Origin of the sequence: Scandinavium tedordense (genome assembly GCF_024764965.1) — a bacterium.
GTDB classification, from domain to species: domain Bacteria; phylum Pseudomonadota; class Gammaproteobacteria; order Enterobacterales; family Enterobacteriaceae; genus Scandinavium; species Scandinavium tedordense.
On sequence record NZ_JALIGG010000055.1, the window covers coordinates 142733 to 156877 of the forward strand.

At 55.1% G+C, this 14145-nt stretch carries 14 protein-coding genes; 5 read left to right on the forward strand and 9 right to left on the reverse strand.

The features are described 5' to 3' along the window. Positions 1-4 precede the first annotated feature (4 nt). Positions 5-1549 carry a 2,3-bisphosphoglycerate-independent phosphoglycerate mutase gene (gene gpmM, locus MUU46_RS11660; protein ID WP_258965596.1) on the reverse strand — a complete coding sequence of 515 codons (1545 nt, stop codon included), beginning with the start codon at positions 1547-1549 and terminating at the stop codon, positions 5-7. A gap of 249 nt (positions 1550-1798) precedes the next feature. On the opposite strand from gpmM, the gene MUU46_RS11665 reads away from it, so the two are divergent. From MUU46_RS11665 to cysE, 5 genes are all read left to right on the forward strand, one after another. Next, on the forward strand, positions 1799-2230 hold the full coding sequence (locus tag MUU46_RS11665) for a rhodanese-like domain-containing protein (protein WP_110510309.1): 432 nt from the start codon (positions 1799-1801) through the stop codon (positions 2228-2230). Positions 2231-2247: 17 nt separating this feature from the next. Beyond that, a complete protein-coding gene (grxC, locus tag MUU46_RS11670; protein ID WP_258965597.1) occupies positions 2248-2499 on the forward strand; it encodes a glutaredoxin 3 in 252 nt (83 codons plus the stop codon). A 21-nt stretch (positions 2500-2520) separates the two neighbouring features. Next, positions 2521-2988 (forward strand): protein-export chaperone SecB, encoded by a 468-nt coding sequence (gene secB, locus MUU46_RS11675; RefSeq protein WP_159757142.1) that lies wholly within the window; start codon positions 2521-2523, stop codon positions 2986-2988. Further along, positions 2988-4007: an NAD(P)H-dependent glycerol-3-phosphate dehydrogenase gene (gene gpsA / locus MUU46_RS11680; protein WP_159757144.1), complete on the forward strand. Its 1020-nt coding sequence runs from the start codon at positions 2988-2990 to the stop codon at positions 4005-4007. Before secB ends, gpsA begins: the two co-directional genes overlap by 1 nt. A 79-nt stretch (positions 4008-4086) precedes the next feature. After that, positions 4087-4908, forward strand: coding sequence for a serine O-acetyltransferase (gene cysE / locus MUU46_RS11685; protein WP_159757147.1), 822 nt, complete (start codon positions 4087-4089; stop codon positions 4906-4908). A gap of 130 nt (positions 4909-5038) precedes the next feature. Here the strand turns inward: cysE and trmL are convergent, their stop codons facing one another. From trmL to MUU46_RS11725, 8 genes are all read right to left on the reverse strand, one after another. After that, complete coding sequence (trmL, locus tag MUU46_RS11690; RefSeq protein WP_258965598.1) at positions 5039-5512, reverse strand: tRNA (uridine(34)/cytosine(34)/5-carboxymethylaminomethyluridine(34)-2'-O)-methyltransferase TrmL; 474 nt, start codon at positions 5510-5512, stop codon at positions 5039-5041. A gap of 42 nt (positions 5513-5554) precedes the next feature. After that, positions 5555-6742 (reverse strand): FMN-dependent L-lactate dehydrogenase LldD, encoded by a 1188-nt coding sequence (lldD, locus tag MUU46_RS11695; protein ID WP_258965599.1) that lies wholly within the window; start codon positions 6740-6742, stop codon positions 5555-5557. Further along, positions 6742-7515, reverse strand: coding sequence for a transcriptional regulator LldR (gene lldR, locus MUU46_RS11700; RefSeq protein ID WP_258965600.1), 774 nt, complete (start codon positions 7513-7515; stop codon positions 6742-6744). Before lldR ends, lldD begins: the two co-directional genes overlap by 1 nt. Further along, the gene (gene lldP, locus MUU46_RS11705) at positions 7512-9167 is read right to left on the reverse strand and encodes an L-lactate permease (protein ID WP_159757159.1); all 1656 of its coding nucleotides are present in this window, start codon (positions 9165-9167) and stop codon (positions 7512-7514) included. The genes lldR and lldP overlap by 4 nt, the downstream gene beginning before the upstream one ends. Positions 9168-9443: 276 nt before the next feature. Next, the gene (locus tag MUU46_RS11710) at positions 9444-9806 is read right to left on the reverse strand and encodes a YibL family ribosome-associated protein (protein ID WP_159757162.1); all 363 of its coding nucleotides are present in this window, start codon (positions 9804-9806) and stop codon (positions 9444-9446) included. 226 nt (positions 9807-10032) lie between these two features. Then, the gene (gene mtlR / locus MUU46_RS11715; protein WP_159757751.1) at positions 10033-10623 is read right to left on the reverse strand and encodes a mannitol operon repressor MtlR; all 591 of its coding nucleotides are present in this window, start codon (positions 10621-10623) and stop codon (positions 10033-10035) included. Then, positions 10623-11771, reverse strand: a complete 1149-nt coding sequence (gene mtlD / locus MUU46_RS11720; protein WP_509908882.1) for a mannitol-1-phosphate 5-dehydrogenase — start codon at positions 11769-11771, stop codon at positions 10623-10625. The genes mtlR and mtlD overlap by 1 nt, the downstream gene beginning before the upstream one ends. A 113-nt stretch (positions 11772-11884) precedes the next feature. Next, positions 11885-13807, reverse strand: coding sequence for a PTS mannitol transporter subunit IICBA (locus MUU46_RS11725; RefSeq protein WP_159757168.1), 1923 nt, complete (start codon positions 13805-13807; stop codon positions 11885-11887). Between the last annotated feature and the right edge of the window lie 338 nt (positions 13808-14145).

Sequence of the window (14145 nt, forward strand, 5' to 3'; positions counted from 1 at the left end):
GGGATTATTCCACGATGAACAGCGGCTTGCCAGTCATCTCTTCCGGGATTTCCATGCCCATCAGGGTCAGCATGGTTGGTGCGATATCGGAAAGTTTACCGCCATTGACCGCTTTAACCGCTTTGCCACCGACGTAAATCAGCGGTACAGGCAGGTTGGTATGTGCGGTGTGCGCTTGGCCGGTAGCCGGGTCACGCATCTGTTCAGCGTTACCGTGGTCAGCAGTGATAAGTAACTGACCTCCAACGGTCTCTACGGCTGCAGTCACTTCCGCGATGCAGTTGTCCAGCGCTTCAATTGCCTGCACTGCCGCCTCCATCACACCGGTGTGGCCAACCATGTCGCCGTTCGGGTAGTTACAGATGATGGTGTCGTACTTGCCACCCTTGATTGCGCCGACCAATTTTTCAGTCAATTCTGCCGAACTCATTTCTGGCTGCAGATCGTAGGTCGCGACTTTCGGGGAGTTGATAAGGATTCGTTCTTCACCCACAAACGGGTCTTCTACGCCGCCGTTGAAGAAGAAGGTGACGTGCGCGTATTTCTCGGTTTCAGAGATACGCAACTGGGTTTTGTCCTTCTTCGCCATCCACTCGCCGAAGGTATTCGCGAGGGAGGTTGGTGGGTATGCGCAAGGGGCTTTAATGTCAGCCGCGTATTCGGTCAGCATGATGTAGTCGAGATTGACCACTTTCTTGCGAGCGAAGCCGTCGAAATCAGCGTTAACGAAAGCTCGGGTGATTTCACGGGCACGGTCAGCACGGAAGTTCATGAAAATCAGCGCATCGCCATCTTCCATTGCTGCGTCGGCCTGGCCTTCTGCACGGATAACGGTGGCTTTCACGAATTCGTCGTTTTCGCCGCGCGCGTAAGCGGCTTCGAGACCCGCAACGGCGGAGTCAGTCTGGAACTCGCCTTTCGCCAGGGTCATAAGGTCATAAGCCTGTTCAACACGATCCCAACGGTTGTCGCGGTCCATAGCGAAGTAACGGCCAATGATGGACGCCACACGGCCTTTGCCCAGCTCAGCAAATTTTTCTTCGAAACGCTGCAAAGTGGGTTTGGCACTGCGCGGTGGAGTATCGCGGCCATCAAGGAAGGCGTGCAGATAGATTTTCTCTGCGCCACGCTGAGCGGCCAGTTCTACCATCGCCAGGATGTGATCTTCGTGGCTGTGAACGCCACCGGCAGACAGCAGGCCCATGATGTGTACGGCTTTGCCCGCCGCAACGGCTTTATCAACCGCGCCTGCCAGCACGCTGTTTTCAAAGAACGTACGCTCTTTGATTTCAACGTCCAGACGGGTCAGGTCCTGATACACGATACGGCCGGCGCCCAGGTTGACGTGGCCCACCTCGGAGTTACCCATCTGACGGTCCGGCAGACCCACTTCCAGACCGGATGCGTCAATCAGTGTGTGTGGACGTTTGGCCCACAGGGCATCCATAACCGGCGTTTTCGCATCGAAAATCGCGTTATCCTGCTGGTCCTCACGGTAGCCGTAGCCATCCAGAATCACCAGTACCATAGGTTTTTTAGTAACCGACATATGCGACAACCTCATGCTCACAAGATAAAAAATTTGCGTAATTTTACTACAGCTGAATCGATAAATCTGCCTCGGAAGATCAAAGAACGGGCGACCCCTACGCTGAGTTTGGTTATTTTTGGCCTAAATTTAGCGAAACGGGCCGCAGAAATTGGATTAGCTTAGGCTTGGCTTGCTGTATTTGCCACCACGCACAGGTATACTCCTTCCCTGTTTTTTTAATCACTGAGTCGGGAGTTATCACCCTCCATGCAAGAAATTATGCAATTTGTTAGCCGTCATCCCATACTGAGTATCGCTTGGGTTGGCTTACTGGCTGCCGTTCTGTTCACGACCTTTAAGGGCCTGACCTCAAAAATCAAAGTGATCACCCGCGGTGAAGCCACGCGCCTTATCAATAAAGAAGACGCCGTGGTTGTCGACCTGCGCCAGCGTGATGATTTCCGTAAAGGCCACATTGCCGGTTCCGTTAACGTTCTGCCTGCCGAAATCAAAGCTAATAACCTCGGCGAGCTTGAAAAACATAAAGATAAACCCATCATCGTTGTAGATGGTTCCGGTATGCAGGCTCAGGATCCGGCAACGACGCTGAACAAAGCGGGCTTCGAGCGCGTATATGTTCTGAAAGAAGGCGTTGCGGGCTGGAGCGGTGAGAACCTGCCACTGGTCCGTGGTAAGTAATTTTCTGAGGTAACGTCATGGCCAATATTGAGATCTACACCAAAGCAACCTGTCCGTTTTGCCATCGTGCGAAAGCACTGTTGAACAGTAAAGGTGTCTCCTTCCTGGAGTTGCCAATCGACGGTGACGCGGCTAAGCGTGAAGAAATGATTGAACGTAGTGGCCGCACCACGGTGCCGCAGATTTTTATTGATGCGCAGCACATTGGCGGCTGTGACGACTTGTATGCACTTGATGCACGTGGTGGACTTGATTCCCTGCTGCGATAATCCCTTTTAAGGACAAATAAGATGTCAGAACAAAACAATCCAGAAATGACTTTCCAGATCCAGCGCATTTACACCAAAGACGTTTCCTACGAAGCGCCAAATGCGCCGAATGTTTTCCAGAAAGATTGGCAGCCAGAAGTTAAACTTGATCTGGATACGGCTTCAACCCAACTGGCTGAAGGCGTATTCGAAGTCGTTCTGCGTGTCACCGTTACCGCATCCCTGGGCGAAGAAACTGCATTCCTGTGCGAAGTTCAGCAGGGCGGCATCTTCTCCATCGAAGGCATCGACGGTAACCAGATGGCGCATTGCCTGGGTGCATACTGTCCGAATATTCTGTTCCCGTACGCCCGTGAATGCATCACCAGCCTGGTTTCTCGCGGTACATTCCCGCAACTGAACCTTGCGCCAGTAAACTTCGATGCGCTGTTCATGAACTATCTGCAGCAGCAAGCTGGCGAAGGTGCCGAACAACATCAGGATGCCTGATGAACGCACGTAAAGCTGCAATGACTGTGATCGGTGCCGGTTCTTACGGCACCGCTCTTGCCATTACCCTGGCAAGAAATGGGCACGATGTCGTCCTTTGGGGTCACGACCCCAAACATCTGGCGATACTGCAACAAGACCGCTGCAACGCGGCCTTCCTCCCTGATGTGCCTTTCCCTGACACGCTGCACCTTGAAGCCGACCTCGCTACAGCGCTCGCCGCCAGCCGCGATATTTTGGTTGTCGTGCCAAGCCACGTGTTTGGTGACGTGCTGCGTCAGCTCAAACCACTGCTGCGCTCTGATGCGCGGCTGGTCTGGGCGACGAAAGGCCTGGAAGCTGAAACCGGCCGCCTGTTACAGGACGTCGCGCGTGAAGCGCTCGGAGATGACATTCCACTGGCGGTGATTTCCGGCCCGACGTTCGCTAAAGAACTGGCGGCTGGTATGCCGACGGCGATTGCGCTTGCGGCGACCGAACCGGCATTTGCTGAGGATCTGCAAAAGCTGTTGCACTGCGGCAAAAGCTTCCGCGTTTACAGCAACCCAGATTTTATCGGGGTACAGCTGGGCGGTGCGGTGAAAAACGTGATTGCGATTGGTGCCGGGATGTCTGACGGCATCGGTTTTGGTGCTAACGCCCGAACCGCGTTAATCACCCGTGGGCTTGCTGAAATGTCGCGTCTCGGCGCGGCACTGGGTGCTGACCCGACCACCTTTATGGGGATGGCGGGACTGGGTGATCTGGTGCTGACCTGTACCGACAACCAGTCGCGTAACCGCCGCTTTGGCATGATGCTCGGACAGGGCAAAGATGTGCAAGGCGCGCAGGATGCGATTGGTCAGGTGGTTGAAGGTTACCGCAATACCAAAGAGGTCAGGGCACTTGCCCACCGATTTGGTGTCGAAATGCCAATAACCGAGGAAATTTATCAGGTATTGTATTGCGGAAAGAATGCTCGCGAGGCAGCATTGACCCTATTAGGTCGTGCCAGCAAGGAAGAGCGTAGCCACCACTAGTCGCAGGGAATCGTTGTCATCTCAATGACCCGGTCAGCGCAGAACTGACCGGTCATTATCATCGTTTCTGGAGTTTGCAATGCCGTGTGAAGAACTGGACATCGTCTGGAACAATATCAAAGCCGAAGCCCGCGCGCTGGCTGACTGTGAGCCTATGCTCGCCAGTTTCTACCACGCTACGCTCCTTAAGCACGAAGACCTTGGCAGCGCGCTGAGTTACATGCTCGCCAACAAACTTGCCTCGTCTATCATGCCCGCCATTGCTATTCGCGAAGTGGTAGAAGAAGCCTACGCCGCTGATCCCGAAATGATCGCTTCTGCCGCCTGTGATATTCAGGCCGTGCGTACCCGCGACCCGGCGGTTGATAAATACTCCACGCCGCTACTGTACCTCAAAGGTTTTCACGCCCTACAGGCTTATCGAATCGGCCACTGGCTGTGGCATCAGGGGCGTCGTGCGCTGGCAATTTTCCTGCAAAATCAGGTGTCAGTGACATTCCAGGTCGACATTCACCCGGCGGCGAAAATCGGTCGGGGGATCATGCTCGATCACGCTACCGGTATCGTGGTGGGTGAAACTGCTGTTATCGAAGATGACGTGTCGATTCTGCAATCCGTAACCCTCGGCGGAACCGGCAAAACCAGCGGCGATCGCCATCCGAAAATTCGTGAAGGGGTGATGATTGGCGCCGGCGCGAAAATCCTCGGTAATATTGAAGTCGGGCGCGGCGCGAAGATTGGCGCAGGCTCTGTGGTGCTGCAACCCGTTCCTCCGCATACTACGGCAGCAGGCGTACCGGCGCGTATTGTCGGTAAACCTGACAGCGATAAACCGTCAATGGATATGGATCAGCACTTCAACGGCATACACCATACCTTTGAATATGGCGACGGGATTTAACGGGCTCTCTTACTCACTATCTTGAACTTGGGCTGTGCTCGTCATCCTCACGTACTGCGTGTACGCTCCGGTGACTGCGCGCAGTCCGTGTTCAAGTTGGTTGCGCCGATAACGCCCGAAATTTAAATCATTATTTCCTAAGAATAGCGCCCGCATAACCCAGCTGGCGCCAGGCCTCATACACCACTACCGACACCGCGTTCGACAGATTCATGCTGCGACTGTCCGGCATCATCGGAATACGAATTTTTTGCTCAGGCGGCAACGCATCCAGGATGCTGGTGGGCAGACCTCGTGTTTCCGGGCCAAACATCAAATAATCACCGGCTTTGTAGCTAACAGCACTGTGCGCGGGCGTGCCTTTGGTGGTCAGCGCAAACAGACGCTGTGGTTGTTCCGCTTCAAAGAACGCTGCGTAATCGGCATGGCGCTGTACGGCGGTGAACTCATGATAATCAAGTCCCGCGCGGCGCAGTCGCTTATCGTCCCAGGTAAAACCCATAGGTTCGATGATGTGCAGGCGAAAACCGGTATTTGCGCACAGGCGAATGATATTGCCGGTATTCGGTGGGATTTCTGGTTCGAATAGTACAATGTTAAGCATGCTGCCCCCTTAATCGGGGGCAGAATAGCAGAAAGAAAATGATTACGCCGCATCTCCACGCGTCACCGGTGTCAGCGACGCCGCCAGATGCTTAGCCTCCTGCACCAGCGAATCACGCGAAATTTCGCTAATGGATTTCGCCCCGGTCAACGTCATCGCCACTTTCATCTCTTTCTCTATCAAATTCAGGAGATTGGTCACGCCAGCGCCGCCGTGAGTCGCCAGGGCATACAAATACGCGCGGCCCAGCAGCACGCTATCTGCGCCCAGCGCAATCATCCGCACCACGTCCAGACCGTTACGAATACCGCTGTCAGCAAGAATGGCGATATCGCCCTTCACCGCATCAGCAATGGCAGGCAGCGCGCGAGCGGATGACAGCACACCGTCAAGCTGACGGCCGCCGTGGTTCGACACCACAATACCGTCCGCGCCAAAGCGCACGGCATCGCGCGCATCTTCCGGATCGAGGATCCCTTTGATCACCATCGGTCCGTCCCAAAATTCGCGGATCCACTCGAGGTCTTTCCACGAAATCGATGGATCGAAGTTATTCGCCAGCCAGCCAATGTAATCTTCCAGACCCGTGGGTTTGCCGAGGTAGGTGGAGATATTGCCCAGGTCGTGCGGACGCCCGTTTACGCCCACGTCCCACGCCCATTGTGGATGTGTTACAGATTGCCAGTAGCGGCGCAGCGCGGCATTTGGGCCGCTCATCCCGGAATGTGCATCGCGATAGCGCGCACCGGGCGTTGGCATATCGACGGTAAACACCAGCGTTGAACAACCCGCAGCTTTCGCACGTTCCAGCGCATTGCGCATAAATCCGCGATCGCGCAGGACGTACAGCTGGAACCACATCGGACGCTTAATCGTCGGGGCGACTTCTTCAATCGGGCATACGGAAACCGTGGAAAGGGTGAACGGAATGCCTTTGGCATCCGCCGCGCCCGCCGCCTGCACTTCACCGCGACGCGCGTACATGCCACACAGCCCAACCGGAGCCAGCGCCACCGGCATCGACAGCGTTTCGTTAAACAGGTTCGTCTCCAGGCTGAGATCTGACATGTTCTTCAGTACCCGCTGGCGCAGTGCCACCTCGGAAAGGTCGGCCACGTTACGACGCAGAGTATGCTCGCTGTAAGCGCCGCCGTCGATGTAGTGAAAAAGAAACGGCGGCAGAATACGTTGGGCCGCGGCCCGATAGTCGCTGGCGGCTGAAATAATCATTAATGGTTCTCCCTGGAATGCTCGTTATGGTCGCCGGGAAGGCGAGTGATCCGCGCCTGGCGGGCCCTGTCTTCATCAAACTGCTTAATGGTGGTGTGGACGAAACCGAGATGCGACATCATTGCCTGGCGGGCGCCTTCGGCGTCTCCGGCGAGGATGGCATCCAGCACTGCCTGATGCTGCTCGGTCAATTTGGCGAACACCGGCGGGACGAGATACATCCGCTGGCGGCTCTGTTTGACGGAGGATTGCAACAGGTCGAAGAAGCCGCGCATCGTCTGCAACAGCACAACGTTATGCGAGGCTTCGGCAATGGCGAGGTGAAAGCGCACGTCTGCCTGAGAGGCTAAATCCGGGTCATCACTTTGCGTGGCGTCGAAGCACAGACGGATTTTTTCTTTATCGGCTTCAGTGGCCCGCAGCGCCGCATGCCAGGCGGTGCTGGCCTCAATGGCATGACGAGCTTCGAGAATATCGAAGCTGTAATCCGGATCGTCGGCCAGCAGACTTTTCAGTGGCTGCACTATATTTTGCTCCGACCACGGCTCATGCTGCCAGCAGATAAACGTTCCGCCGCCGCGACGGCTCACCAGAAGCCCTTCGCTCGCCAGTTTCGCCAGCGCTTCGCGCAGTGAGTTTCGCGACACGCCAAGCTGCGTGGCCAGCTTGCGCTCGGCGGGCAAACGCGTGCCCGCCTCCAGCTGTTGTTCTTCAATCAGCGTCCGCACACGGGTCGCAACCTCGTTCGCCAGACGCCGTGGCATCACTTTCATGGGATCATCCAGGTTAAGACATATGCCTGTAGCGTGGTGATCACGCCCACCATGCAGGTGAAAATCAGGCTGTGTTTGACCGTGAAGCGGAACAGGTCCGACTCTTTACCGACCAGCCCCACTGCCGCACAGGCAATGGCGATGGACTGCGGGGAAATCATTTTCCCGGTCACGCCACCGGTGGTATTCGCCGCGACCAGTAGCACGTCCGAGACGCCAATCTGCTGCGCGGCGGTGGCCTGCAGCGCGGCAAACAGCGCGTTGGAAGAGGTATCAGAACCGGTCAGGAATACGCCTAACCAGCCGAGGAACGGCGAGAAGAACGGGAACGCGCCACCGGTATGCGCCAAGGCCAAAGCCAGTGTCGATGACAGGCCGGAGTAGTTAGAGATAAACGCGAACGCCAGCACCATGCCGATGGAGTAAATCGGTAGCGCCAAATCCTTCAGCGTATGGCCGAACGTCACTACCGCATCTTTCGGCTTCATGCGTAGCCACACCACGGAAAGCAGGGCGGCAAACAGGATTGCGGTGCCGGTCGCGGAGAACCAGTCAAATTTATACACCGCCGCATACGGCGTGGCTTCGTGAACTACCGGCGGCATACGCGCGACCAGTTTGTCGAGATACGGCACGGAGACGTTAAACACCCAGTCATACAGCGCGCCGCCCGGGGCGAACAGCGCCTTAAACGGCGGCACGCTCCATAACGTCACGGTGGCGGTGAGGAACAGGAAAGGCGACCAGGCGCGGAGCACCTGTCCCGGTGTGTATTGGGTGCGCGACAGGGTCATATCGACCTGAGACGCGCCCACGTCGGCAAAGCGGAAAATGCGCACTGGCTGCCAGCGTTTCAGGAAAAGCGTCAGGCACACCAGGGAAACCAGTGACGAGATAATGTCTGGCAGCTCAGGGCCGATAAAGTTGGAGCTCAGGTACTGGGCAATCGCAAACGAACCACCCGCGACCATTACCGCAGGCCACGTCTCTTTCACGCCGCGCCAGCCGTCCATAATCGCCATGATCCAGAACAGCACAATGATGGTCAGGAATGGCAACTGACGGCCAACCATTTGGCCGATGGCAAAGCTGTCGATACCGGTGACCTGGCCAGCAACCAGAATCGGAATACCCATCGCGCCGAATGCCACCGGCGCAGTGTTCACGATCAGGCACAGGCCCGCGGCATACAGCGGGTTAAACCCAAGGCCGACCAGCAGCGCGGCGGTAATCGCGACCGGCGCGCCGAAGCCTGCTGCCCCTTCCAGAAAAGCGCCAAATGAGAAGCCGACGATCAGCATTTGCAGACGCTGGTCCGGCGTTATTGACAATATAGATGATCGGATAATGTCGAACTGCCCGGTTTTCACCGAGATTTTGTAGACAAATACCGCGGCAATAATAATCCAGGCAATTGGCCACAGGCCGTAGAAGAAGCCGTACACCACGGAAGCCAGCGCGCGATCGACCGGCATTTTATAGAACAGGAGTGCCACCGCGAGGGCGATAGCGACGGTATAGCTCGCGGCCACGTAGCCCTTCAGCTTGAGCTTAAGCAGTGCGAAGAAGAAAAAGATGATCGGTAGGGCGGCAATCAGGCTTGAGAGCCAGATATTTCCCGCAGGGTCGTAGTTTTGTTGCCAGAGGTTCATGCAGGTCTCCCGAGAACCACTCCACGGCTACACGGGCGAGTCTACGCTCAGCTCTGCGTCACACGTTTTGTAAAAGTGGTCCTGCCAATATTGTGATGTGAGGGTAATGCCAAGGAATGGTTAACCATATGTTGCTGTCAGGCAATTCATATGTTGCATGAGATGTGGGTTATGTGAGGCGTCAGGCAGAACCAACAGGAATTGGTAGGGCCAATATAAAGAGGTTTAAATAATCACCCTCTCCCGGGAAGGAGAGGGTCGGGAACGGAAGAGGGATTAAAACGCAGTCTTAGAAAAACCGGTCATCTCTTGCAGTTCCATCTCACGACCGAGAGCGGTCATCGGGTGAACAATCACCAGTCCGCGCACGGCTTTCTTGAGCTTGCCAATATCGGCCTGCTCTTTCTTGGTGATGGCGCGGCGGTGCGGCAGGGCCATCAGTTTTTGCGCTTCTTTGCTCAGCTTTTGCGTATACACGACACGCAGACGCGCAATCTCTGTTTCCAGAGTCGCTTTTTCTTTTTCAAGCTCAGCAAATTTCTCTGCTTCATCTACCAGAGAGAGGGTCGGCTGCAGGTGGCGGATAGCATCCAGGCGGTCGCTCAGGAGTTTGATTTCGTTCTTTTCAACTTCTTTCATGGTCTGTGGCTTTTGCGAGTAAAAGAGTATCGATGCTCAATAGTATGCGCGTTGAGCGCTGTTCCTGATAGTCAATTATCGAAATTTGACGCATTACACTCAGTGAAAATACGTAAATGGCATATCTAATTTTATGAAAATAAAGGATATTTTGTGATTTTCAATTCCGAGTGCATTTTTTTGCATTAAGCAGATGAAAAAGGATGTTATGTCAGTGGCAGGATAATTATTTCTGAAAGGCTTTTTTCAAGCTGACCCGTGAAATCAGCTCAGTGAGGGAAAGGACCATCGTGGAACGCACTACCTGCTGGTAGCGCTGCTTTTGCATGGCATACAGCTCCGCATCGCTGGCATCAAACATCGGCTGCGGCGGTAACGCGGTAACGCAATGGAGTTCGCCAAACGGGCCTAGAATTTCATCGTCAGTGAACGCGTATTCGCTACCGTCGTGATTGAGTTCTTCACGCAGCGCCATCAGCAGCTCGGCATCTTCGTATTCCGCACGGTTAATCACGCCGAGGCCGTAGATGAGCTTCAGGCGCACAGACAGATCGCCCAGCGGCCCTTCGCCGTCCAGCAACGGTTCCACTGCGTATTTCACCGCGTAATCGTCTTTGCGGAAGACCTGAAGCACCAGCATATTCACCGCCTCGGTTAACAATTCGACGGCGGTTATCAGGAAGCTTCTTACGGTTTTGCCAGCATTCAGACGCTCAAGCACACGGTTTTCAAAGGCTTGTGTTTGTTCCATTATTGCCTGCATATCTGACAATCTTTTGTTTGGGTGCTGCTGCAAGAGCAACACCGGGTCCTGCATCATGCGTTCGCTTTATACGCCGCAACCGCTTGTGCGACCACATCGCTCTCAGCATCCAGGCCGGAGACCTGCGCGAGTGCGACCTGTGGCCCTTTCTCGTCGATAAGCGCCGCCAGTTCCAGCGCCTGTGGATCCTGCTCGCTGCGGTAGTGCATCGCGGCAGCAATACCTTTCACCAGATTGGCGTGCGGCAGGCTGTATTCCAGCGTGCCAAGCAGCGGTTTAACCAGGCGATCGCCCGCGCTCAGTTTACGCAGCGGCTGACGGCCCACGCGCTCAACGTCATCTTTCAGATACGGATTCTCAAAGCGACCGAGGATTTTCTGGATGTAAGCCGCGTGTTTGTCGGCATCAAAACCGTAGCGTTTAATTAGCACCGCCCCACTTTCATCCATCGCGCCTTTCACTACCGTACGGACCTGCTCATCGAGGATCGCATCACGGATAGTCTGATGACCCGCCAGCTTACCGAGGTACGCGGTTATAGCATGCCCGGTGTTCAGGGTGAAGAGCTTGCGCTCGACAAATGCCATCAGGTTATCGGTTAATTCCATTCCTGGGATCGTCGGCAGGGTTCCCTTGAACTGGGTCTTGTCGACAATCCACTCGCTGAAGGTTTCCACGGTCACTTCCAGCGGGTCATTGGTGGCGGATTCAGACGGCGGAACGATGCGGTCCACGGCGGAATCGACGAAACCAACGTGTTCCGCGACCCAGGTTTTATCTTCTTCGGCCAGCGCTGCGTCAACGTGACCTTTCAGCTGGGTGGTGCCGCGTACCATGTTTTCACAGGCGATGATGTTCAGCGGGGTGGTGTTGCCAGCGGCTTTACGCTTGGCCAGGCCTTTGGCAATCGCCGGAGCGATGCGCTCCAGAACCACAGGGCCGACGGCGGTAGTCACCAGGTCTACCTGAGCAATCAGGTCCACCACGTCGTCGCCGATGCTGCTCACGGCGTTCACGCCGGATACGGTTTCAACCTGCTCATTCTCGCCAACCACATGCACCTGATAGCTATGACGGGCATTCAGGGCATCAAGAACGACCTGATTCACATCGGCGAACGTCAGCGTGATACCTGCGTCGGCCAACAATTTGCCGATAAAGCCACGTCCGATATTACCTGCGCCAAAATGTAATGCTTTCATAGTGTTAACCTTCATCAATGTTTTTACCCGAGAGGGCTCGGGTGAGGGGACATCCGCGGTCCCTCACCCGAACCCTCTCCCTGCAGAAAACTGCCGAGAGAGGGAAGGAAATCTTAAGAGACTTTGTTACCCGAAATCAGAGCCAGCACTTCGCCCACGCTGTTGGTGGTGGCCAGGCGCTCAATGACGGATTCGTCGTCCAGCGCGTTGGTCAGGCTGGTGATAACGTGGATATGTTCGTTATTACGCGCTGCGATACCAATCACCAGGCGGGCAATGTCGTCCGGCTCTTCGCCGAAGCGCACACCGTCAGGGTACTGACAGAATACCACGCCGGTTTTCAGAACACGGTCTTTCGCTTCGATGGTGCCGTGCGGTACCGCGATGGACTCACCCAGGTAGGTCGGGGTCAGTTTTTCACGTTCCAGCATTGCTTCCACATATTCTGGCTCAACGTAGCCGCCTTTCACCAGTTGCTCACCGGCAAAACGGATGGCTTCTTCTTTGCTGAACGCTTTGCAGCCGAGGAAGATATTTTCCGCGCTGAGTTTGAACAGGTTGCTGTCGTCAGCATCAAAGCTGTCTTTCAGGCTGTCGCGCACTTTCACTTGGTTATCTTCATGACGCTGTGCTGCGACCAGACGCTCGGTCAGGCTGGAGTACAGGCCGCTGTCGAGGAAGTTAGTCAGTGAAATATGCTGGGCCTGTGGCACCTGGCGCATCGCACGCTCGGTCAGATCGCGGTGAGTAATCACCAGGTCGACATCCGGCGGCAGATTGTTGATAGCACTGTTGGTGACAGAGATATGACCCAGACCGGCATCAGCCACTTTCTTACGCAGCACGCCTGCACCCATTGCGCTGGAACCCATACCGGCATCACAGGCAACGATGATTTTACGCACGTGGCTCAGGTCGTTGGTCACGTCGCCCGCAGTCAGCGGATTCGCTGCACCTTTGGACTCGGATTTCATCTCCTGCATACGACGGCTCGCTGCTTCGATATCGTCTTCTTCTTTCACTTTGCTGGTTTTCAGCAGGATGGCAGAGACGATGAAGGAAACCGCTGTTGCCGCAACAATTGCTGCGATGTTTGCGAAGTAAGCGCCTTTCGGGGTCATCGCCAGCACTGCCAGGATGGAACCTGGAGAGGCCGGAGACACCAGGCCGCCATTCAGCAGAGTCAGGGTGAACACGCCAGTCATACCGCCGAGGATAACGGCCAGGATCAGACGTGGGTTCATCAGCACATACGGGAAGTAAATTTCGTGGATACCCCCCAGGAAGTGGATGATGGCCGCACCGCCTGCAGACTGCTTAGCATTACCACGACCGAAGAACATGTACGCCAGCAGGACGCCCAGACCCGGCCCCGGGTTCGCTTCAATCAGGAAGAAGATGGATTTGCCCAGTTCATGGGACTGCTGAATACCCAACGGCGAGAAGATACCGTGGTTAATGGCGTTATTGAGGAACAGGATTTTCGCCGGTTCAACAAAGATAGACGCCAGCGGCAGCATGTCGTGAACGACCATGAAGTTAACGCCAGCGGCCAGCACTTTCGACAGCATCTCAACCGCAGGGCCAATGCCGAGGAACGCCAGAATGGCGAGGATCATCCCGATGATGCCCGCAGAGAAGTTGTTTACCAGCATCTCGAAGCCGGATTTGATTTTACCGTCAACCCAGGCGTCGAAGCGTTTAATCGCCCAGCCACCCAGAGGACCGGCAATCATCGCACCGAGGAACATCGGCATATCAGCGCCGACGATAACGCCCATGGTGGTAATTGCACCGACCACGCCGCCGCGGTCACCGCCAACCAGACGACCACCGGTGTAACCGATGAGCAGTGGCAGCAGATAGGTAATCATTGGCCCGACAAGTTTCGCCAGCGTTTCGTTTGGCAACCATCCTGTTGGAATAAATAACGCCGTGATAATACCCCACGCGATAAACGCGCCGATGTTTGGCATCACCATGTTGCTGAGGAAGCGACCAAAGCTTTGCACTCTGATCTTGATATCGGATGACATAAAAACACCCCTTCTTATGTTTGCTATCGCGCAGGCTAAAAGCCCGAGGTTTATTGTTAATTGGCGGCAGAGGTAGTAGCCGGACCCTGTTGATGATGCGAAATCTGGCACTGAATCGTTCAACTGTCCAGTCAACGCCCCTTTATGTGATCTGTGTCACTCTAATATAGGGTGGTGCGTCGTAATTGAAGAGATCTACGTCACAAAATGGCTGTGTAAAAAAAGAACAGAGATTGAAAAGTGAACTGCCATTGGCTGTTAATGTGATGTTAATCACATTTTCAAGCGTGCTGTTTGTTACTGATGTGTGATTAGAGTCACAAAGAATTTTCGCCTCC